Raw genomic sequence first — 19,846 nt, 5'->3', positions numbered from 1 at the left:
TCGATCCGGGATCGAGTGGTCTCCCCGTTGTCGGGACACCACTCAATCCCGGATCGAGCACGATCTAGAACCGCCCGGTGCCCGGTGCATCGGCGTCTGGACAGGTGGGGCTGGTCGGTCAGGCTGTCGGCCGGGGTCAGCGGCGGGGGAGTTCGTCGCGGGGGGTCCAGTTCCGGCGCACGATGACGATCTCGGCTTCGGCGGCGGCGAGGTCCTCGTCGGTGGGGCGGGCGGCGTCTCGGGCCCGCATGGCCGCTGTCACGCTCACCTGTGACGAGCCCGAGCCGACCAGGCCGCGTAGCCCGCGCTCGTTTTCCTCGCCCCCGCCGGCGCGTCGTCCGCGAGGCGGCTCCGCGCTGTCGTGCGCCCCTGCTGTGGTCGCTGCGGCGCTGGAATCAGCGGTCCCCTGTGCTCCGCCCTGGTGCCGGTGTCGTCGTCGCCGTCGTGCCTCGTCCGCCACCCCCCGACCCTACCTGGGCTGACGGTTGTCGATCACGGTCTCGGGGCCTTCCGCACCCCCGATATTTGACACTGAAAGCACACACGGGCACAGCAATCGTCGCTGTCAGCGGTGCGACGTGGGGTCGGACGCGACACTGTGCCACCGGTCAGGAACCGGCCCTGCTCCCGACCGGCGGTCGGTGTGATCGAGGTCTGCTCATCAGGATCAGCAAGACTCCGGCGGTCGATGTGATCGGGGTCTTGCTCATGATGATCAGCAAGACCCCGACGGCCGGTGTGATCGGAGTCTTGCTGATCAGGATCAGCAAGAGTCATGAGAAGGGGTAGCGGACCTCGGGGGACCCGGGGTCAGAAGACTTCCAGGGCCGAGGGGGCGCGGTGCCAGATGAACGCGGGGTCGGCGGCGGCCAGCGCACCGGGCCGCAGTTCGCGTACCCGGCCGGCGTCGGCCAGGGCGGTCAGCGTGCTACCCCCGAGGAAGAGTTCGCCCAGGCAGCTGATGTCGCAGGCCAGGTCGGCCGGACCGTTCGCCGGTACGCAACTGGCCGTCTTCGGGCCACCCTGTAGCCGCCACCGGCCGGTGTTCTCCGGCAGCAGGTCGTCGGTCACCTCGATGACCACGTCGACGTCGGTGGCGTAGCGGCGGGCGGCCATCGCGGCCGGTACGTCCACCACGCGTACCCACAGGGCGTCGACCAGGCGCGGGTTGAGCCGGCGTGGTTCGTCGACCAGCCGCAGCAAGGGCTCGTCCACGGCAGCCCGGAGGAGGCTCACCTGGCGGGTCAGGTCGATCGAGAGCAGCATCCGCCAGATCGCCCGGTACCCGGCGACACTGGTCGCCACCACCTCGTCGACGCTGGTCTGGCACTTCGGGCCGGTGCCGTCCCAGTCGGACTTGGTGCGGAACAGGCCGTACCCGTCGACGCCGTCAGGTCCTTCGTGCAGCACCACCCGTCGTTCGGTGGCGCCGCCCCGGTGGGCCTCCGGATCGAGCAGGACGTAGCGCCACCACCGGTCGTCGCGGGCGGACCAGCCCGGCCGGCCCGCGCGTACGGTGTCGTACACCCGGGAGAGGTCGGCCAGGCGATTGGCCGGACGGTCCAGGCGTAGCCGGCCCTCGTCGGCGGTCGGCGGCGGTAGCCGCAGTTCGTTGGTGTCGCCGGTGAGTTGCAGGCGCTGCGCCGCCAGCCCGTAGCCGAAGCGGGGGTAGATCCGCCCCTCGCTGGCCCAGAGCACCGTGACCGGTTCCCGGCCGGCCTCATGGACCTCGCGTAGTTGTCGGCGCATCAGCGCGGTGAGCAGACCTCGCCGCCGATGGGTGGGCGCCACCCCGACCATGCTGACGTGTGCGGCCGCCACCTCGCCGCCGGGCACCCCCAGCGCTCGGGTGAACGCGGTCGTGGTGCCGACCACTTCGGGACCGTCGCGTACCAGCAGGGCACGTTGCGGTTCGAAGATCACACGCTCGGTCTCGTGGGCTTCGGGTTCGAGGCCGTGGTGGAACAGGAAGTTGAGGAAACGGCCCATCTCGTCGAAGTCTTCGGCGCGGGCGCTGCTGATCGGCAGGGAAGTGCTGGTCACTGATTGTGTGTATCGGATCGGTGCGGGTGCGGCGACCTATTTGTCGGCTGGCTACCCTCGAAGCAGGGCCCGGCGGTGATCAAGTTCGCCGCCAGCCGAGGGGGAGGGAACGACATGGCCGACCAGACGCAGCCGTGGGCGGAGCGGACCGTGGAGGTGCCGCCGCAGCCCGGTGGCGGCATTCCGCCGCAGCGTGATCCGTACCGGCGTGGCGTGGCCTCGGTGGGGGCCAACGCGGCGCGTACCGAGCCGTTCACGGCGGTGGACCAGGTGCCGACCGGCACCGGCTGGCCGGGCGAGCCCGCGCCGCGCCGGCCGTTGAGCTGGCACATGGCGCAGTTGCGCAAGGGTGGCGAGTGGAGCGCCGCAGGCGCGCTGTTCGCTTTCGTGTGCTGGGGAATCTGGGCGATCTCCGGCGGGGGTGACCTCGCCGGACCGTTCCTGATCTTCGTGCTGAGCCTGCTGGTGGCGGCGGGGCTCTTCGCGCTGACCCGGCTGCTGGGCCGGTTGGTGCTGGAACGGCAGTTGGGTCGGGTACGGCGCAGCGCCCGTGGCGCGCACCTGGTCACCGCGCTCTTCCTGACCGGACTGGGCATCGCCTACCTGCAACAGACCCAGTGGGTCATGGACGCCTGGAACTGGCTGACCACCTGAGGTCGCGTCGTCGGGCGGGTCGGCATGACGCGCCGACCCGCCCGACGGAACCGGTCGCGGGCATCGCGACCGGAAGGTCGTCACTCCACCAGGACGGCCGCTGCATACCCGGACGGAGCCGGTTCATCCCCCGGTCGGGTACGGCGCGTGCTCGACCCGCCACACTCCGGACATGACGGCACCTGTCCGGATTGCTGGCAAATTTATGACCGTCACCGTATTTTGGCTGCGCGGACATATTTTCCGGCAAAGGGGAAAGTGGTCGGCTGGCGGGTGAGATATTGCAGCCGCAAGCTTCCCCGGCTCGTGAAATTTCCATGTACGCAGGTCTTCCTAAACGTGAATGCGTCTATAGGATGAGCCCTGTGAGTAACGGGGTACAGGTCACGGGTGACGGATTTCCGGGGGGTACGAGCGTCCCGGTCACCGTCCTCCGGCTGGACCGTCCCGAGCTCGATGGCACCCGTCTCGTCGTGCGGGCCGTCGATGTCGAGCTGCGTGAACGTCGTCGCGGGCACCACCTCGCACCACTGGGATACCTCTACGACCGCGCCGACCACGACGAATTGGAATCCGATCTCATCCTTGACGCCGGGCACTACGACGCGGGTGACCAGACCTGGTCATTTTCCGCCGAGGTCCCCGGGATTATCGGCCTTACCGAGCCGCTGTCGTCGGCTGACAACCCGCCAGCCGAAAGAGTCGGAAAAGAAGGAGACCAGACGTGACGGCCACCCTGACGCGCAACCCCCTGCGCACCTCGCTGTCGATGACCAGTGGGCACGACTTCAGCCAGCCGCTGCCCGCCGACCACGACCGCCAGCCCTTCGGCTACCTCTTCGCCAACTGGGAGCCGGGCACTCCGGCGGAGACCGAGACCGAGCTCGGCTACTACGACGCCGACCAGCAGGTCTGGGTCACCCCGGACGGCGCCATCACCGCCGGTGTCTACACCAAGACCCGCACCTCCGGCTCCAACTGCGGGGACTGCGTGACCGACGACGCCTGCGCGTAAGGACGACGCATGACCACCTCGCCATCTGATCGCGGGATCCTGATCTTCACCCAGGACTTCGATCCCACGGTCGACCCCGTCGTGCGGACCCTCACCGCGCGGGGCGCCGACATCGTCCGCGTCGACCTGAGCTACTTCCCGCAGACGCTGACGTTCACCACCTCGGATTTCGATGGCGAGCGGCGGCGGCTGCTGCACCGCGGGCGGGAGGTCGATCTCGATCGGCTCTCCGGGGTGTGGTACCGCCGCCCCACAGCCTTCCGCTTCCACGAACAGATGAGTGAGGCCGAGCAGCAGTTCGCCCGCAACGAGGCGCTGCACGGCATCGGCGGCATCCTGCGCAGCACCGACTGCCTCTGGGTCAACCGCCCCGACGTCGACGCCGTCGCCGAACTCAAGCCCTACCAACTCCAGTTGGCAAAGCAGGTCGGCATGCGGGTGCCCCGCACCCTGCTCACCAACGACCCCGACGAGGTACGCGCCCTGGTCGGCGCCGCCGACAAACCCGTCGTCTACAAGGCACTCACCGGTGGGGTCATCCACTACCCGGGCGCCTTCCCGAGCGGCCTCTACACCACGGTGGTGGGCGATGAGGTGCTGGCCAACGCCGACCGGGTCCAGCACACGATCTGCATGTTCCAGGAATACATCGAGAAGGCGTACGAGGTCCGACTGACCGTCGTCGGGAACACCTGGTTCCCGGTGGTCATCGACTCGCAGGCGCTGCCCACCACCTCGGTGGACTGGCGGGGCGAGAACCACCTGCCGTACGGGCCGTACAAGCCGCTGCCCGACGAGGTGGTGGCGAAGACCCAACGCCTGCTCGACCACCTCGGCCTCGTCTACGCGGCCATCGACTTCATCGTCACCCCCGACGGGGAGTACGTCTTCCTGGAGGTGAACCCGGGCGGCCAGTTCATGTGGCTGCAGCACGATCTGGGTCTGCCGATGGACGAGACCATCGCCGACCTGCTGCTGGCCGGCGGCCCCTTCCGGCGGGGCGAGGTCACCCAGGTCGGCTACTGAGATGACCGGGGCGCTGCTGCTTGCCGCCCAGTTGGCCCTGGGCGGCACGCTCGGCTGGGCGCTGGCCGGCAAGGTGCGCAACCGGGCCGCCTTCGCGACCTTCCGCGCCTCGCTGCCCCGTACCGTCGGGGTGCCGGCGGCACGGGCGGGCGCGCTCGCCGTGGCGGTGCTGGCGGCCGAGGCGCTGACCGTCGCGGCGCTGCTCGCCGCCGTCACCGTGCCGGCCCTCGCGCCGACGGCCTTCGCGCTGGCCACCGGCCTGTTCGCCGCCTTCACCGTGGCCGTGGCCGGGATGGTCCGCCGGGGCGTCCGCGAGCCCTGCCGCTGCTTCGGCGTCACCGAACGCCCCCCCGGCCCCGCCCACGTCATCCGCAACCTGCTGCTGACGGCGGTCGCCCTCGGCGGGGCGGCGCTGGCCTTCGGCGGCGTCCGGCCACCGTCACCACCCACCCTCACCGCTGACCCGACCGGAGGTGACATGACCCTCACGACCGTCCTGCTGCTGGTGGTCACGGTGCTGTGTCTGGTCAACACCACCGTCCTGCTGGTCGTGCTCGCGCAGTTGCGGCGGCAGTCCACCCTGCTGAAGGTCAGCATCGAGGGGGTGGAGAACCCCGAGCCGATCATGCTCACCGCCGGTGCCACGATCGGCGACTTCACCGCCACCACGGTCGACGGCACGCCGGTGTCCCGGGCCGGGCTGCGGGGCGAAACCCTAGTGGCGTTCCTCTCGCCGAGCTGCCCGGCGTGCGCGGAGAGCCTGCCCGGCTTCGTCGCCCGGGCCGAGGCGATCCCCGGCGGGCGGGCACAGGCGCTGGCCGTCGTGTTGGGCGCCGGCGAGGCCGCCACCCAACTCTGCGAACGACTCACGCCGGTGGCCCGCGTGGTCAACGAGCCCGAACGTGGTCCCGTGGCCCGCGCCTTCGGAGTGGACGGCTACCCCGCTTTCGGTCTGCTCTCCGACGACACCGTGATCGCCAGCCACTTCGTGCTCGACCGGGTGCCCGCCACCAGCGCCCCGTGATCAGACAAGCAGGCGGCTCGCTGATCGAGGCGACCCGGATGGCGTGGGCCGCATCCCGCCGCTGGCTCATCGCCCGGGTGCTGCTCACCGTCGTCGGGGGCATGGTGCCCATTGCCGTCGCCTGGCTGATGAAGGTCGTACTGGACCGGCTGGCCGCCGGCGACGACCGGCTCACCGGACCGGTGCTGCTGCTGGCCGGCGCGGGCGCCGCCGCCGTGCTCCTGCCCGAACTGGGCCGCTACGTCGACGCCGAGCTGCAACGGTCGGTCGGGCTGGCCGCACGGCATCGGCTGTTCGCTGCCGTCGGCCGGATGCTCGGGCTGCGCCGGTTCGAGGACCCGGCCTTCCACGACCGGCTCAGCATTGCCGCGGAGACCGGCCCCGCCGGGCCACCGGAGGTGGTCAGCGGCTTCCTCGGCGCCGCACAGGGGCTCATCACCATGCTCGCCTTCCTCACCACCCTGGCCGCGATCAACCCGTGGATGGTGCTGGTGGTGGCGGTCGCCGCCGTACCCACCCTGCGGGCGGAGCTGCGGCTCGGCCGGCAGCGCGCCGCGCTGCTCTGGGAGTACGGGCACGCCGCCCGGCGGGAGTTCTTCTACGCCCAGCTGATGACAAGCGTCACCGCCGCGAAGGAGGTCCGCCTGTATGGCCTCGGCGGGCTGTTCGGCGCCCGGATGCTCACCGAACTGCGCGGCATCCAGGCCGGCCAACGCCGGATGGACCGGCGCGAGCTGCTCGTGCAGTCCGTGCAGGGGCTGCTCGGCGCGGTGGTGGCCGGGCTCGGGCTGATCTGGGCGGTCGCCGCCGCCCGGTCCGGCGCGCTCACCATCGGCGATGTGTCCGTCTTCGTGGCCGCCGTCGCCGGCGTGCAGGGCGGGCTGAGCACCGCCTTCGTCAACGCCGGCCGGCTGCACGAGGCGATGCTGCTGTTCGGGCACTACCGCTTCGTCGTGGAGGCCCCACCCGACCTGCCCGCCCGCGCCACGGCGCTACCGGCGGTGCCACCACTGCGGCACGGCATCGAGTTCGACGACGTGTGGTTCCGCTACGGCGACGACCTGCCCTGGGTGCTGCGCGGGGTGAGCCTGCACATCCCCGCCGGCTCGTCGGTCGCCCTGGTCGGGCGCAACGGCGCCGGCAAGAGTTCCCTGGTCAAACTGCTGTGCCGGTTCTACGACCCGACCCGCGGCAGCATCCGCTGGGACGGGGTGGACCTGCGTGACCTGCCCCCGGCCGAGCTGCGGGCGCGGATCGGCGTGCTGTTCCAGGACTTCATGGCGTACGACCTCAGTGCCGCCGACAACATCGGCCTCGGCGAGGTGGCCGCCCTCGACGAACCGGCCCGGATCCGGGCGGCGGCCCAACTGGCCGGCGTCGACGACATCCTGTCGACGCTGCCCCGCGGCTACGACACCCTGCTCACCCGGGTCTACATGAACGCCGAGGACCGCGACGACCCCACCACGGGAGTGGTGCTCTCCGGCGGGCAGTGGCAGCGGGTCGCGCTGGCCCGGGCCCTGATGCGCGAGGACGCCGACCTGCTCGTGCTCGACGAACCCAGCGCCGGCCTCGACGCCGAGGCCGAGTACGAGATCAGCCGACGCCTCGCCGCACACCGCGCCGGCCGGACCAGCCTGCTGATCTCACACCGGATGAACACCGTCCGCGACGCCGACCTGATCGTCGTACTCTCCGACGGCACGATCACCGAACGCGGCAACCACCAGGAGCTGATCGACCTGGACGGCACGTACGCCCGACTGTTCCGCCGTCAGGCCGCCGGCTACCAGGATCCGCAACCCGCGACCTGACCCGGCGGTCAGGGGCCGCAGTAGAGCAGACGGTTGGCGGTGGTGCTGGGCACTCCGGAGACCACCCCGACGGTGGCCCGACCGATCAGGTACGCGGCGACCTGGGCCGGGGTCCAGCTGGGGTTGGTCTGCAGGGCGAGCGCGACACAGCCGGCGACGTGCGCGGCGGCCATCGAGCCGCCGCTCAGGGTCGTTGTCGCCGTGTCGGTGGTGTGCCAGGTCGAGGTGATGTTCGCACCCGGCGCGTACAGGTCCAGGCAGGATCCGTAGTTCCCGGAGGGCATCCGGGCGTCGGTCTGCGTGGTGCCGGCGACGGTGAGCGCGGCCGGAACCCGGGCGGGGGAGCCGCTGCAGGCGTCTCCGTTCGAGCTGCCGGCGACCACCACGTAGCTGACGCCCGCGTTGATCGAGTTGGTCACCGCCGCGTCCAGTGCGGCGCTCGCGGTGCCGCCGAGGGCCATCAGCGCCACCGCCGGGCGGACCGCGTTGGCCCGCACCCAGTCCACTCCGGCGATCACCTGAGCGACGCTGCCGCTGCCGGCGCAGTTGAGCACCCGTACCGGGTGCAGCCGTACCCGCTTGGCCACCCCGTGCAGGGCACCGCCGACGGTGCCGGCCAGGTGGGTGCCGTGCCCGTTGCAGTCGGCCGCCGGCAGGGCGTCGACCAGGTCCACACCGGTGCCGACCCGGCCGCCGAAGTCACCGTGGCTGCCCCGCACACCCGTGTCGATCACGTACGCATTGACGTTCGGCGCGGTGTTCGGGTACGCGTACCGGCCGTCGAGGGGCAGGTGGCGCTGGTCGATCCGGTCCAGCCCCCACGACGGCGGGTTGAACTGCACCCCGGGCACCGTCAGCGTCACGGTCCGGTTCTGCTCGACGTAGGCGACCGCCGGGTCGGCGGCCATCCGTCGGGCGGCGCGCTCGGTCAGGCGTACCTCGAATCCGCGCAGCGCGTCGGTGAACACCTGGTCGACGTGGCCGCCGTACCGGGTGGCGAGCCGGTCGGCCGTGGCCCGGCTGCCGGTGGCGTCGTCGCGGAGCACCACGACGTAGCTGCCGGCGAGCGCGGTCGGTGCGTCGGCATACCGGATCTCGCCGGTGGCCGGCGCGGCGGCGGCCGGGCCGCCGGTCAGGGCGACCAGGACGGCGGCGGTGAGCAGTGCGGCGAGCGGCCCGCGGGTGGCGACCGGCCCTCGCTGGTACAGACGGGGCAGTGGCATCGGTTCCTCCTCCTGGCGGCCCTGATTGGGCGGTAGCCCTCGGCAGGACCTCGATGGATGCCGGGATGGTACCGACAGATTTACCGTGATGAATATACTTGGCTCCGGGTGGCCGTCCTGGCGCCGTGCCATGGTGATAGGCCAGCGGACCGGACGCTCGGCGGTCAGCGTCGACACGACATGCCCACCGGCCTCACCGAGGTGGAAACGAATCGTCGCGCGCGGCTGACCCGTCGTACTGTCAGCGGATGCGAGTGCTTTCCGTCAACGTGGGCCGGCCCCGACCCAACCCGGCCAAGGGTGGGCTGACCGGCATCGACAAGCGGCCGGTCGACGGCCCGGTCGCCGTCGCAGCGCCAGGCCCCAAGGGCACCGGCGAGGTCGGTCTGGCGGGCGACCGCGTCTACGACGTCAAGCACCACGGCGGCACCGACCAGGCCGTGTACGCCTACGCCCGGGAGGACCTGGACCGCTGGGCGGCCGAGTTGGACGTCCCGCTCGACAACGGCGGATTCGGAGAGAACCTGACCACCGCCGGCCTCGACGTCAACGCCGCCCTGATCGGGGAACGCTGGCGGATCGGTTCCGACGTCGTATTGGAGGTGTCCTCGCCACGGATCCCCTGCTCGACGTTCCAGCACTGGCTGCAACAGCGCGGCTGGATCAAGCGGTTCACCCAGGCCGCCGTGCCCGGGGCGTACCTGCGGGTGATCGAACCGGGCGAGCTTCGCGGCGGCGACCCGATCGAGATCGTGCACCGGCCCGACCACCAGGTGACCATCGAACTCGCCTTCCGTGCCCTGACCCTCGAACCGGACCTGCTGCCGCAACTGCTGGCCGCCGAGGCCCTGCCCGAGGAGGCCCGGGACACGGTCCGCCGGCGCACACCCCGGGCCCCCGCCGCGGGTAGCGCCGATCCACCGGCTCCGGAATGATCCCCCTCATGTCGGAGCACGATCTGGCCGGAACCTGGCGTCGCATCATCGAAGGGGACGGCAAGTCCTGGGTGGTGTTCGCCCACGGCACCTGCGTCGTGCTGCCGGAACCCGAACCCGGCGTCGACCTCGCCGCGCAGGCCGTCGACATCCTCCGCGAGTACGGCCCCGTCCACGCCGGCACACCTGCTGCAGACTTCGGCACCGTCACCCTCGACCCCGATCCCGGCTGGGTGGTCTACGGCCACCACGACGACGTGCTGACCTACGTGGGACCCGACGAGATCTCGGACAGCAGCGACCTGGCCATCGGCCTGTACGGACGCCGCAAGCGGGACCGGGACGGCCATGAGCTCGACGTCGTACACGTCGAGGACAAGCGACCCCGGTAGGCCTTCGCCGTCAGACAGGCAAACGAAACGTGGTGTCGCCGCTACGGATCGCACATCCGACTGTCGGTTCGGCCACTCCGGCATCCGGTGCTTGCATGGTTCACTGTGGAGCATGACGCCGCGGAGGATCCGGCTGATGGCAGCCACCTCGGCCGTCATCCTGGCGGCCCTCTCCGTGGTGGGCTGGCGGTGGTGGCACAACCATCCGCCGTACGGTCCGGAAGCGCTGGCCGTCACGTCATCGCTCCGTTTCGTGAGCTACGACGAGGCTGAGGCTGCGCTCGGCGGGACGGCACATGCCCCGGTCACCTACGACCGCGATCAGTTGGTGCTCGGCCGGGTCTCCTGGCACGCCCCGCCCGAGCCATTCGACGGCGGCTACTTCGCGATCTTCCTCATCGATACGCGGACCAACCACAAGCCGGAGGTCTTCAGCGTGGCCGCCCCACAGGCGGCAGTCGGCATCGGGAGCGCGGGCACCGACAACCGGATCGCCGAGCGCTACTCCTGGCTCCGCGGCGCGGGTGACGCCACCTTCGGGGACGACGGGTACCAGAGCAACGGCAACAGACTCCACGTGGCAGACCAGAAGGCCACACCGCTCACCTTCGTCGCGCTCTTTCCGTACGTCGAGGAGCCGGATCCGGAGCTTCCGAGGGCAACCGCGCCGGTGGCGATGTCCGACCTGCTGCTGGCCCTGGTCTACATGGGTGAGGACGGCCAGGTGTACTGGGCGCAGCGACTCCAAGGCTAGGTACGGCGGGGGTGGTGGTGGCAGGCCAGCCAGGTGGTGAGGTTCCTGGCGATAGAGCCATGGGCTCCGGCAGTGTGATCCGTCGTCTGGTGCGTGGCACTCGTCCGCCAACTGGCTGCGGCACCTCCGCGCGCTGGCTGCGGCGTGAGCGGACGATGGGCGGAGCGGAACTGTCAGGCGAGAAAGGCGTGCAGGGCTGCCGTCAGGTCGTCGGGATTCTCCTCGGCGACGTGGTGGCCGGACTCGATCGGATGGCCACGGAGATCGTCGGCCCACGCGGCCCAGACAGCGAGCGGGTCACCGTACAGGCTCTCCATGTCGTCCCGCGTCGACCAGAGGAAGAGCGTCGGGCAGCCGACGGTACGACCAGCGCGCCGGTCGGCTTCCTCGTGCTCCCGGTCGACTCCGAGGCCGGCGCGGTAGTCCTCCAGCATCGCCCGCACCGTGGACGGGTCGTGAATGGCCTGCCGGAATTCCTGGTAGTTCTCGGCTCCCATGCTCTCGGGCCGTGCCTTACTGGCGTACCAGGCGTCGGGATCGGCATTGATCACCCGTTCTGGCGTGTCGGGCTGAGCGAAGAAGAACCAGTGGTACCAGTCGCGGGCGAACGCGGCGTCACACCGGGCGAGGGCCTCACTGATCGGCACGCCGTCAAGTACGACCAGGTGGCTGACGGCGTCAGGATGATCCAGCGCCAGGCGTAGCGCAACGTAGGAACCGCGGTCGTGCCCGACCACGGCGAACCTCGAATGACCCAGCGCGTCCATCAGCCGGACGAGATCCGCTGCCACTGCACGCTTGGACTGCTGTGAGTGGCCGGGAAGGATGCGCGCTTTCCCCGACTGCCCGTAGCCCCGCATGTCCGGACAGACGACGGTGAACCCGCGTTCAACCAGCTGCGGAGCGACCCGATGCCACGTCGATCCGGTACGCGGATGTCCGTGAACGAGAAGAACCGGGAGGCCTCGCCCGGCATGCCGAACCCGTAGCTCCACCTCCCCGACGTCGATCCGCTCGTCCGTGAAGTCATCGAACATGGCGGAGAGGTGTCCAGACGGCTTGTCGGACAAACGTCCTCTCATGACCGCTGTTGACCGCCTGGGACACGGGTTAGTGACACGGCAGCGCGTCGGAGCAAGGATGGTGTTGGTGCTGACGGTGTGACAATGAGTGGCGGTGTGATGGAGGAGGTGAGTCATGATGTCGAGCAATGCGGAGCGGATGCCCGAGTGGCCGACCGCTGAACACGTGCCGGTGGAGGAGTTGACCCGTCGTCAGGGTGTGCGGCCGGTTGCCTCCGTCGACGACCTGGCTCGGCCGGACCTGTTCGAGTCCGACGACGAGTTGGACGAATTCCTGACCGACCTGTACGCCGCTCGGCGGGCCAGCGCGGCGTGAGCCCGGTCGTCCTGGACACCGACGTTGCGTCGGCGATCCTGAGGGGTTGGCTGCATGACCGGCTTCGTGCCCGGTTGGCGGGCAAGACCTGTGCATCACGTTCGTCACGCTCGGGGAGTTGACCAAGTGGACGGCGCTGCGGGACTGTGGGCCACGCAAGCTGGCCGACCTCGCACAGTGGCGATCCGGCGTGGTGGTTCTGCCCTTCGATGAGTCGGTGGCGACCACATGGGGGCATCTCCAGGCGCGGGCGCAGCATCGGGGCCGTCCCCGACCGACGAATGACTCCTGGATCCCGGCCTGCTGCCTGGTCGACCGGCTGCCGCTGGCGACCTTCAACGGCAAGGACTACGCCGACTTCGCCGAGTACGACGGTCTACGCCTGTTCGACGTCTCGTAGCTCCACCGCCCTGACTCCGGCGGCGGCCGACCACCACCGCGATCGTGCCTCCGCGCCGTGGAGTACAAATCAGGACAGCGCTGCGGGTGAGCCTCCGGGGCGGTCCGCCGGATGAACCCTGCTGGGAGGCGCACCTTGACCGTTCGCATCATCGGCAACGTCGCCCTGGCCGCCGGACTGCTGGTCTCCGTCATCACGCTGTCGAGCGACGCCGGGTCGGCCGAGCCACACGTCCTGGCGGGTTTCCTCGTCGCCACCGGGATCGGCTTGCGCATCGAAGCCGCGATCAGAGAACGAGCCGACGAAGCGGAAGCCGGCCAAGGGCAGGACGACCGGACGGGCGGTTGGTGAGGCGGCATCGGACGGCACGGCGGGCACCAATGGCCGCAAGATCAAAGAGGGCTAGAACGGAAACGGCCCAGGCTCGGCGATTGCGCCGCTGACCTGGGCCGGGGGATGTGGAGCGGGCGACGGGAATCGAACCCGCACCGTCAGTTTGGAAGACTGAAGCTCTGCCATTGAGCTACGCCCGCGTACGCCCGGAAAACCGGACGCGCCCGACAGCCTACCCAATGCCTGCGGCGAGCGCGCGGCCGTATCCCGCCGCCGCGCCGCTCCATCGATCCCGCCGGTTCGGGGATCTGGGGGTATCCGGCCCCCACCGATGCCGCAACATCAGCGAAACCGCTGCCACCCAGCGGGCGGATGCCGCAACATCGGCGCGACTACGGCGCGGCCCGGTTGGGGAAGCGGCATGTTCGGCGCGTTGGGGGACGCCCCGGCATCCGGGTGTCGTGCGGAAGGCATAGACTGCTCGTCGCCACGGGGTGTGGCGCAGCTTGGTAGCGCACTCGCTTTGGGAGCGAGGGGCCGTGGGTTCAAATCCCGCCACCCCGACTGCCTCCAGCGTGGGGCCGGTGCACCCGGGACGGTGGGCGAGCGGGATGCTTCGCCGCCGGGGTCCCTGGGCGCTGCCGGTCGGCCACGCCGGTTCGCCTACACTCGATGGGCCGAAGTGCGCCCAGAATCAACCGAGATCCGTCAAGGAGTACGCCTGTGAAGAGCACCGTCGAGACTCTGAGCCCGACGCGCGTGCGGCTCGCCATCGAGGTGCCGTTCGTCGAGCTCGAGCCGAGCCTCAAGAAGGCGTACCGGGAGATCGGCCAGCAGATCCAGATCCCCGGCTTCCGTAAGGGGAAGGTCCCGCCGGCGATCATCGACCAGCGGGTGGGTCGGGGCACCGTGCTCAACGAGGCGGTGCAGGAGGCCATCCCGCAGAACATCCTCGCTGCGGTCCGCGAGCACGACCTGAAGACCCTCGGTCGTCCCGAGGTCGACATCACCGAGTTCAACGACGGTGACTCGCTGAGCTTCACCGCCGAGGTGGACGTCCGGCCGGAGATCACCGTGCCCGACCTGGCCTCCCTCGAGGTCGTGGTCGACGAGCTGCAGGTCGACGACAGCGAGATCGACGAGCAGGTGAAGAACCTGCGCGAGCGGTTCGCCACCCTCAAGACGGTCGAGCGGGCCGCGGCCGAGGGCGACTACGTCCAGATCGACCTGCGGGCCACCGTCGACGGCGAGGAGGTGCCGGGCGGCTCGGCCAGCAACATCTCCCACGAGGTGGGCAGCAAGCAGCTGCTGCCGGGCCTGGACGAGGCCGTGGTCGGCCTCGCCGCCGGTGAGGACGTCACCTTCACCACCCAGCTCGTCGGCGGCGACTTCGCCGGCCGCGACGCCGAGGTCCTGGTGACCGTGCGTACGGTCAAGGAGAAGGAGCTGCCCGAGCTGAACGACGAGTTCGCGCAGCTGGCCAGCGAGTTCGACACCATCGAGGAGCTGCGCAACGACCTGCGTGAGCGGGTCACCCGGGGCAAGCGGGTCGAGCAGATCTACGCCGCCCGGGACAAGGCCCTGGAGCAGCTCGTCGAGGCCGCCGAGGTGCCGGCGCCGGAAGGCGTCATCCGCGACGAGGTGGAGAGCCGCAAGCAGGCGATGGTCGACCAGCTGGAGCGCATCGGCGCCTCGATGGAGGACTACCTCGCCGCCGAGGAGAAGACCGAGGAGCAGATCGACGCCGAGCTGACCGAGGCCGCCACTCAGGGCGTCAAGGTCCAGCTGCTGCTCGACACCCTCGCCGACGTCGAGGACGTGCAGGTCTCCGACGACGAGTTCGGCCACGAGATCGTCCACCGCGCCCAGCGGGCCGGCATGGCCCCGCAGCAGTACTACGACCAGCTGGTTCGTTCCGGCGCGGCCGGCGCGGTCTTCGGCGACGTCCGCCGGGGCAAGGCGCTCGCCTCGGTCATGGAGCGCATCACGATCAAGGACACCGCCGGCAACGAGATCAGCCTGGACGCGCTGCGCGAGGCCAGCGAGGCGGAGCACGGGCACGAGCACTGATCGTCGGGTGGGGCCACCATCCGCCGGTTGCGGTGGGTGGTGGCCCGACCCCTTTTCCGGGTACGAGTCCCGGGGCCCCTGCGCTGAGAGCGAACAGTGCCCGGAGCGGGACTCTGCCGCCCGGCTGAGCGGTTAGTGTCGGACAGGACGGTACGGAGAGCGAAGGGCTGCCATGACCGACATGCACATCCCAGCGAAGCCGCGGGCGCTCGACGCCCGAGGCGGCGACTCAATTGGCAACCTCGACGACTCGGTCTACAACCGGTTGCTCAAGGAACGCATCATCTTCCTCGGCAGCGAGGTCAACGACCAGGTGGCCAACCGCATCTGCGCGCAGCTGCTGCTGCTCGCGGCGGAGGACCCGGACCGGGACATCTTCCTCTGGATCAACTCGCCGGGTGGCTCGGTCTACTCCGGCATGGCGATCTACGACACCATGCAGTACATCGACAACGACGTGTCGACCGTGGCGATGGGCATGGCGGCCTCGATGGGCCAGCTGCTGCTCTGCGCGGGCACCAAGGGCAAGCGGTACGCCCTGCCGCACGCGCGGATCATGATGCACCAGCCCTCGGGTGGCCTCGGCGGCACCGCGTCGGACATCGCGATCCAGGCCGAGCAGATGCTCTACACCAAGCGGATGTTCCAGGAGCGGGTCGCGCACCACACCGGTCAGTCCCAGGCGCAGATCGAGGCGGACTCGGACCGCGACCGCTGGTTCACCGCCCAGGAGGCCATGGACTACGGCTTCATCGACAAGGTGATCATCGGGGCCGCTCAGGTTCCCGAGGGCGCCGGGACCCTGAGCTGATCGAGGAGCAGACGATGACCGACCTCAGCCTGCCGCCCCAGTTCGCGGCCGTGCACAACCGCTACGTCCTGCCGTCGTTCGTCGAGCGCACGTCGTACGGGGTCAAGGAATCCAACCCGTACAACAAGCTCTTCGAGGACCGGATCATCTTCCTCGGTGTCCAGGTCGACGACGCCTCGGCCAACGACGTGATGGCCCAGCTGCTCACCCTGGAGGGGACGGACCCCGACCGGGACATCATCATGTACATCAACTCGCCGGGTGGTTCGTTCACCGCCATGACGGCGATCTACGACACCATGCAGTACGTCCGGCCGGACATCCAGACCGTCTGCCTGGGCCAGGCGGCCTCCGCTGCGGCGGTGCTGCTGGCGGCGGGCACGCCGGGCAAGCGGATGGCGCTGCCGAACTCGCGGATCATCATCCACCAGCCGGCCACCGAGGGCGGTTACGGGCAGGGCTCGGACATCGAGATCCAGGCCCGGGAGATCCTGCGGATGCGGACCCAGCTGGAGGAGATGCTTTCCCGGCACTGCAACCGGCCGATCGAGAAGGTTCGCAAGGACATCGACCGGGACAAGATCATGACGGCCGAGGAGTCCCGCGAGTACGGGTTGGTCGACACGATCCTCAGCAGCCGCAAGAAGGGACTGCTGGCCGCCAACGCGGCCAGCTGACCGGCACGGAGTCAGAGGCCGGACGGGCCTGTTGTCCGCCGGCCTCTGACACACCCGTTTTGGGGGTCGGAGAATGCTCCCGCAGCGGGTAACGTCGGGTCCGTACCGCTTCGTCGGGCGACCGGCGCGGTGGGGGTAGAGACGGGCGGAGCGTAGCGTCCGCAGGTCGTGGCCGGGGCTCCGGCCGATGAGTGCAGGGAGAACGTAGGTGGCACGGATCGGTGACGGCGGCGACCTACTCAAATGCTCCTTCTGCGGCAAGTCGCAGAAGCAGGTCAAGAAGCTCATCGCGGGCCCCGGGGTCTACATCTGCGACGAGTGCATCGATCTCTGTAACGAGATCATCGAAGAGGAGTTGGCCGAGACCGGCGAGGTGAAGTGGGAAGAGCTTCCCAAGCCGATGGAGATCTGCCAGTTCCTCGACACCTACGTGGTGGGGCAGGAGCAGGCCAAGAAGGCGCTCGCCGTCGCGGTCTACAACCACTACAAGCGGATCCAGGCCGAGGCGGCCAACGCGCCGGGCGCCGGTAACGACGGCGTCGAGCTGGCCAAGTCGAACATCCTGCTGCTGGGCCCGACCGGGTGTGGCAAGACCCACCTGGCGCAGACCCTGGCGCGGATGCTCAACGTGCCGTTCGCCATCGCCGACGCCACCGCACTCACCGAGGCCGGCTACGTCGGCGAGGACGTGGAGAACATCCTCCTCAAGCTGATCCAGGCCGCTGACTACGACATCAAGCGCGCCGAGACCGGCATCATCTACATCGACGAGGTCGACAAGATCGCCCGTAAGTCGGAGAACCCGTCGATCACCCGCGACGTCTCCGGTGAGGGCGTCCAGCAGGCCCTGCTGAAGATGCTCGAAGGCACCGTGGCGAACGTGCCACCGCAGGGCGGCCGCAAACACCCGCACCAGGAGTTCATCCAGATCGACACCACGAACGTGCTGTTCATCTGTGGTGGCGCCTTCGCCGGCCTGGACCAGATCATCGAGGCGCGTACGGGCCACGGCGGCACCGGCTTCGGTGCCCGGCTGCGGGCCGTCTCCGAGCGTTCCACCGACGACATCTTCAGCCAGGTGATGCCGGAGGACATGCTCAAGTTCGGGCTGATCCCGGAGTTCATCGGCCGGCTGCCGGTGATCACCAGCGTCCGCAGCCTCGACCGGTCGGCTCTGGTGCGCATCCTCACCGAGCCGCGCAACGCCCTGGTCCGGCAGTACCAGCGTCTCTTCGAGCTCGACGGCGTGGAGCTGGAGTTCGAGCGGCCGGCCCTGGAGGCCATCGCCGACCAGGCCATGCTGCGCGGCACCGGTGCCCGTGGTCTTCGCGCCATCATGGAAGAGGTCCTGCTCTCCGTGATGTACGAGGTGCCCAGCAACCCCGACGCCGCCCGGGTGCTCATCACCCGTGAGGTGGTCCTGGAGAACGTCAACCCGACAATCGTTCCGCGCGAGTTCACCGGCCGCCGGGCCCGGCGTGAGCGCGAGGAGAAGTCCGCCTGATCCACCGGGGCGGCCTTTTCGCCCTGCCGCGTGCGGCAGTTCGCCCGTACGCTGGGATCATGCGCGTCGCCGTCTGCCAGCTGAACTCCCGCGACGACCGGAAGGCGAACCTGGTCGCCGCGGAGGCCCTGATCGACCGCGCGGCCGACGCCGGCGCGGACCTGGTGCTCCTGCCCGAGTACGTCGACTATCTGGGGCCCGGTGCCGGGATGCCCGCGCCGGAGCCGATCGATGGTGAGGTCGGGCAGTTCTTCGCGGCGGTCGCGCGTCGACGGGGGATCTGGGTGATCGCCGGTTCGTTCCACGAGGCCGGCCCCGACCCCGAGCACACCTGGAACACCATGCTGGTCTTCGACCGCGTCGGCGCGCTCGCCGCCAGCTACCGCAAGATCCATCTGTACGACGTGGAGATCCCGGGCCGGGTCTCGTACCAGGAGTCCGCCACGGTGGCCCCGGGCGACCAGCCGGTGGTGGTGGAGATCGAAGGGCTGCGGGTGGGCTTGTCGATCTGTTACGACCTGCGCTTCCCCGAGCTGTACCGCCGACTTGCCACCGACGGCGGCGCCCACCTGCTCGTGGTGCCTGCGGCGTTCATGATGCACACCGGGCGTGACCACTGGGAGGTCCTGCTGCGCGCCCGGGCGATCGAGAACCAGTGCTTCGTCGCGGCCGCCGGACAGACCGGTGACCACGAACCGGGCCGGACCTGCTACGGCCGCAGCATGGTCGTCGACCCGTGGGGGACGGTGCTTTCCCAGGTGGCGGACGGCCCCGGGTTCGCGATCGCCGACGTCGACCTGGACCGGCTGACCCGCATCCGTGCGGAACTGCCCAGCCTGGCCAACCGCCGACTCTGAGCTCCGCTACCCCTGAAGCAGTACGCCCACCACCGCGAAGCCGGCGATGGCAGCAGCGGTCACGAGGAGCGCGGTGCTCATCCGTGACGGGCCGCGCCGGACCAGCCGTCCGATCGACACCACTACGGCGAAGAGCACGAACGCTCCGATGATCAGTTGCCAGAACGGGAGTAAGAGGCCGAGCAGCGCGTCCTCGGCGAGGACCGGGCTGGTTGGCCGGGACACGTCATCCATGCCAGACACTCTGGCACGCCGATGCCCTCCTCGGATGTCGGCGCGAGTACGAAGCCGCCAAGATGCCGACCTGAGTCGTCGGTCACGTGGTGCGCCGCCACTCGCTACTGCTCACCTCGCCCCTACCCCGATGACGGAGTTCCGGCTCGGAAGAGCATCATCGACAGTCGCTGATTTGCCTTCTGCGGTGCGTACGCGTAACTTTCTCTCTGCACGAGGGAGGCCGGGCAAACCGGCCGAGAACGGGCGCCGGTCCTGCGATGAAGGTGGTCGCAAGGCCGAGACTGGGCGGTGCGAGGCTCCGAAAGTTGGAGTTGCGATTGCGAAGCCGACCGGGTAGAGTTCTGGAGCCGGCAGGAGCCGGGCGAGTCCTCTGAGAGTGACTGGCCGGTCTGCGGTTCTCCACGGAAGAAGCGACCGCCGAAAGGCGTGCGCCAACGTGGGCCCCGAATGATCCTCAAGGATCCTTCCTGATCATCAGGTTGATCTGCTGAGCGTGATTCGGATAGTTTGGAGCGGTTGCCCCAGACACGGTTTCTGATTGAGGCCGGGGTTTGGTGTGTGGTTGTTCTTTGAGAACTCAACAGGGTGCTTGATAAGCCAGTGCCAAGTAGTTTGATACCCCGGACTGGGTTGGGCCTTTGTGGTCTGGTCTGGTTGGGATTCCTTTGGCAACATTTTG

At 69.5% G+C, this 19,846-nt stretch carries 22 protein-coding genes and 2 tRNA genes; 18 read left to right on the top strand and 6 right to left on the bottom strand.

Annotation, left to right across the window (positions count from 1 at the left end; translation table 11 throughout):
• Nucleotides 1–136: 136 nt before the first annotated feature.
• A complete protein-coding gene (locus JMF97_RS32020; RefSeq protein WP_203222025.1) occupies nt 137–460 on the bottom strand; it encodes a hypothetical protein in 324 nt (107 codons plus the stop codon).
• A 350-nt stretch (nt 461–810) separates the two neighbouring features.
• The gene (locus JMF97_RS14190) at nt 811–2,043 is read right to left on the bottom strand and encodes a GNAT family N-acetyltransferase (RefSeq protein ID WP_203222024.1); all 1,233 of its coding nucleotides are present in this window, start codon (nt 2,041–2,043) and stop codon (nt 811–813) included.
• A 114-nt stretch (nt 2,044–2,157) separates the two neighbouring features.
• Between JMF97_RS14190 and JMF97_RS14185 the strand changes: the two genes are divergently transcribed.
• From JMF97_RS14185 to JMF97_RS14160, 6 genes are all read left to right on the top strand, one after another.
• On the top strand, nt 2,158–2,697 hold the full coding sequence (locus tag JMF97_RS14185; RefSeq protein WP_013735455.1) for a hypothetical protein: 540 nt from the start codon (nt 2,158–2,160) through the stop codon (nt 2,695–2,697).
• 365 nt (nt 2,698–3,062) lie between these two features.
• Nucleotides 3,063–3,425, top strand: a complete 363-nt coding sequence (locus tag JMF97_RS14180; protein ID WP_203222023.1) for a hypothetical protein — start codon at nt 3,063–3,065, stop codon at nt 3,423–3,425.
• Nucleotides 3,422–3,712, top strand: coding sequence for a hypothetical protein (locus JMF97_RS14175; RefSeq protein ID WP_013735452.1), 291 nt, complete (start codon nt 3,422–3,424; stop codon nt 3,710–3,712). Before JMF97_RS14180 ends, JMF97_RS14175 begins: the two co-directional genes overlap by 4 nt.
• 9 nt (nt 3,713–3,721) lie before the next feature.
• Entirely contained in the window at nt 3,722–4,738 is a 1,017-nt protein-coding gene (locus JMF97_RS14170; protein WP_203222022.1) for an MvdC/MvdD family ATP grasp protein, read from the top strand.
• A 1-nt stretch (nt 4,739) separates the two neighbouring features.
• Nucleotides 4,740–5,762 (top strand): peroxiredoxin family protein, encoded by a 1,023-nt coding sequence (locus JMF97_RS14165; protein ID WP_203222021.1) that lies wholly within the window; start codon nt 4,740–4,742, stop codon nt 5,760–5,762.
• Nucleotides 5,759–7,576: an ABC transporter ATP-binding protein gene (locus tag JMF97_RS14160; RefSeq protein WP_203222020.1), complete on the top strand. Its 1,818-nt coding sequence runs from the start codon at nt 5,759–5,761 to the stop codon at nt 7,574–7,576. Before JMF97_RS14165 ends, JMF97_RS14160 begins: the two co-directional genes overlap by 4 nt.
• Before the next feature lie 8 nt (nt 7,577–7,584).
• On the opposite strand, the gene JMF97_RS14155 is transcribed toward JMF97_RS14160, so the two are convergent.
• Nucleotides 7,585–8,799 carry a S8 family peptidase gene (locus tag JMF97_RS14155; protein WP_203222019.1) on the bottom strand — a complete coding sequence of 405 codons (1,215 nt, stop codon included), beginning with the start codon at nt 8,797–8,799 and terminating at the stop codon, nt 7,585–7,587.
• A gap of 248 nt (nt 8,800–9,047) precedes the next feature.
• Between JMF97_RS14155 and JMF97_RS14150 the strand changes: the two genes are divergently transcribed.
• From JMF97_RS14150 to JMF97_RS14140, 3 genes are all read left to right on the top strand, one after another.
• Nucleotides 9,048–9,734: an MOSC domain-containing protein gene (locus JMF97_RS14150; protein WP_203222018.1), complete on the top strand. Its 687-nt coding sequence runs from the start codon at nt 9,048–9,050 to the stop codon at nt 9,732–9,734.
• 8 nt (nt 9,735–9,742) lie between these two features.
• A complete protein-coding gene (locus tag JMF97_RS14145; RefSeq protein ID WP_203222017.1) occupies nt 9,743–10,126 on the top strand; it encodes a hypothetical protein in 384 nt (127 codons plus the stop codon).
• A 136-nt stretch (nt 10,127–10,262) separates the two neighbouring features.
• Nucleotides 10,263–10,880, top strand: a complete 618-nt coding sequence (locus JMF97_RS14140; protein WP_203222016.1) for a hypothetical protein — start codon at nt 10,263–10,265, stop codon at nt 10,878–10,880.
• 173 nt (nt 10,881–11,053) lie between these two features.
• On the opposite strand, the gene JMF97_RS14135 is transcribed toward JMF97_RS14140, so the two are convergent.
• Complete coding sequence (locus JMF97_RS14135) at nt 11,054–11,917, bottom strand: alpha/beta fold hydrolase (RefSeq protein WP_203222015.1); 864 nt, start codon at nt 11,915–11,917, stop codon at nt 11,054–11,056.
• 160 nt (nt 11,918–12,077) lie between these two features.
• Here JMF97_RS14135 and JMF97_RS14130 point away from each other — a divergent pair, with 160 nt between their 5' ends.
• From JMF97_RS14130 to JMF97_RS14120, 3 genes are all read left to right on the top strand, one after another.
• Entirely contained in the window at nt 12,078–12,278 is a 201-nt protein-coding gene (locus JMF97_RS14130) for a hypothetical protein (RefSeq protein WP_238359421.1), read from the top strand.
• A 118-nt stretch (nt 12,279–12,396) separates the two neighbouring features.
• Complete coding sequence (locus tag JMF97_RS14125; RefSeq protein WP_238359420.1) at nt 12,397–12,678, top strand: PIN domain-containing protein; 282 nt, start codon at nt 12,397–12,399, stop codon at nt 12,676–12,678.
• A gap of 135 nt (nt 12,679–12,813) precedes the next feature.
• Nucleotides 12,814–13,029 (top strand): hypothetical protein, encoded by a 216-nt coding sequence (locus JMF97_RS14120; RefSeq protein WP_238359419.1) that lies wholly within the window; start codon nt 12,814–12,816, stop codon nt 13,027–13,029.
• A 108-nt stretch (nt 13,030–13,137) separates the two neighbouring features.
• Here the strand turns inward: JMF97_RS14120 and JMF97_RS14115 are convergent.
• Nucleotides 13,138–13,211: transfer RNA gene (locus tag JMF97_RS14115), tRNA-Gly, on the bottom strand.
• Nucleotides 13,212–13,501: 290 nt separating this feature from the next.
• On the opposite strand from JMF97_RS14115, the gene JMF97_RS14110 reads away from it, so the two are divergent.
• From JMF97_RS14110 to JMF97_RS14085, 6 genes are all read left to right on the top strand, one after another.
• A tRNA-Pro gene (locus tag JMF97_RS14110) sits at nt 13,502–13,575 on the top strand.
• 159 nt (nt 13,576–13,734) lie between these two features.
• The gene (gene tig / locus JMF97_RS14105) at nt 13,735–15,081 is read left to right on the top strand and encodes a trigger factor (RefSeq protein WP_203222013.1); all 1,347 of its coding nucleotides are present in this window, start codon (nt 13,735–13,737) and stop codon (nt 15,079–15,081) included.
• Between the two features lie 172 nt (nt 15,082–15,253).
• The gene (locus JMF97_RS14100; protein WP_013735442.1) at nt 15,254–15,892 is read left to right on the top strand and encodes an ATP-dependent Clp protease proteolytic subunit; all 639 of its coding nucleotides are present in this window, start codon (nt 15,254–15,256) and stop codon (nt 15,890–15,892) included.
• A 14-nt stretch (nt 15,893–15,906) separates the two neighbouring features.
• Nucleotides 15,907–16,569: an ATP-dependent Clp protease proteolytic subunit gene (locus JMF97_RS14095; RefSeq protein ID WP_013735441.1), complete on the top strand. Its 663-nt coding sequence runs from the start codon at nt 15,907–15,909 to the stop codon at nt 16,567–16,569.
• 208 nt (nt 16,570–16,777) lie between these two features.
• A complete protein-coding gene (gene clpX, locus JMF97_RS14090) occupies nt 16,778–18,073 on the top strand; it encodes an ATP-dependent Clp protease ATP-binding subunit ClpX (RefSeq protein WP_102660822.1) in 1,296 nt (431 codons plus the stop codon).
• Between the two features lie 59 nt (nt 18,074–18,132).
• A complete protein-coding gene (locus JMF97_RS14085) occupies nt 18,133–18,930 on the top strand; it encodes a carbon-nitrogen hydrolase family protein (protein WP_203222012.1) in 798 nt (265 codons plus the stop codon).
• Nucleotides 18,931–18,936: 6 nt separating this feature from the next.
• Here JMF97_RS14085 and JMF97_RS14080 read toward each other — a convergent pair whose 3' ends face one another.
• Nucleotides 18,937–19,164: a hypothetical protein gene (locus JMF97_RS14080; protein ID WP_043721719.1), complete on the bottom strand. Its 228-nt coding sequence runs from the start codon at nt 19,162–19,164 to the stop codon at nt 18,937–18,939.
• Between the last annotated feature and the right edge of the window lie 682 nt (nt 19,165–19,846).

The organism is Micromonospora fiedleri (assembly GCF_016774385.1).
GTDB lineage: Bacteria > Actinomycetota > Actinomycetes > Mycobacteriales > Micromonosporaceae > Micromonospora > Micromonospora gifhornensis.
This window is presented reverse-complemented; position numbering and strand designations above follow the sequence as displayed.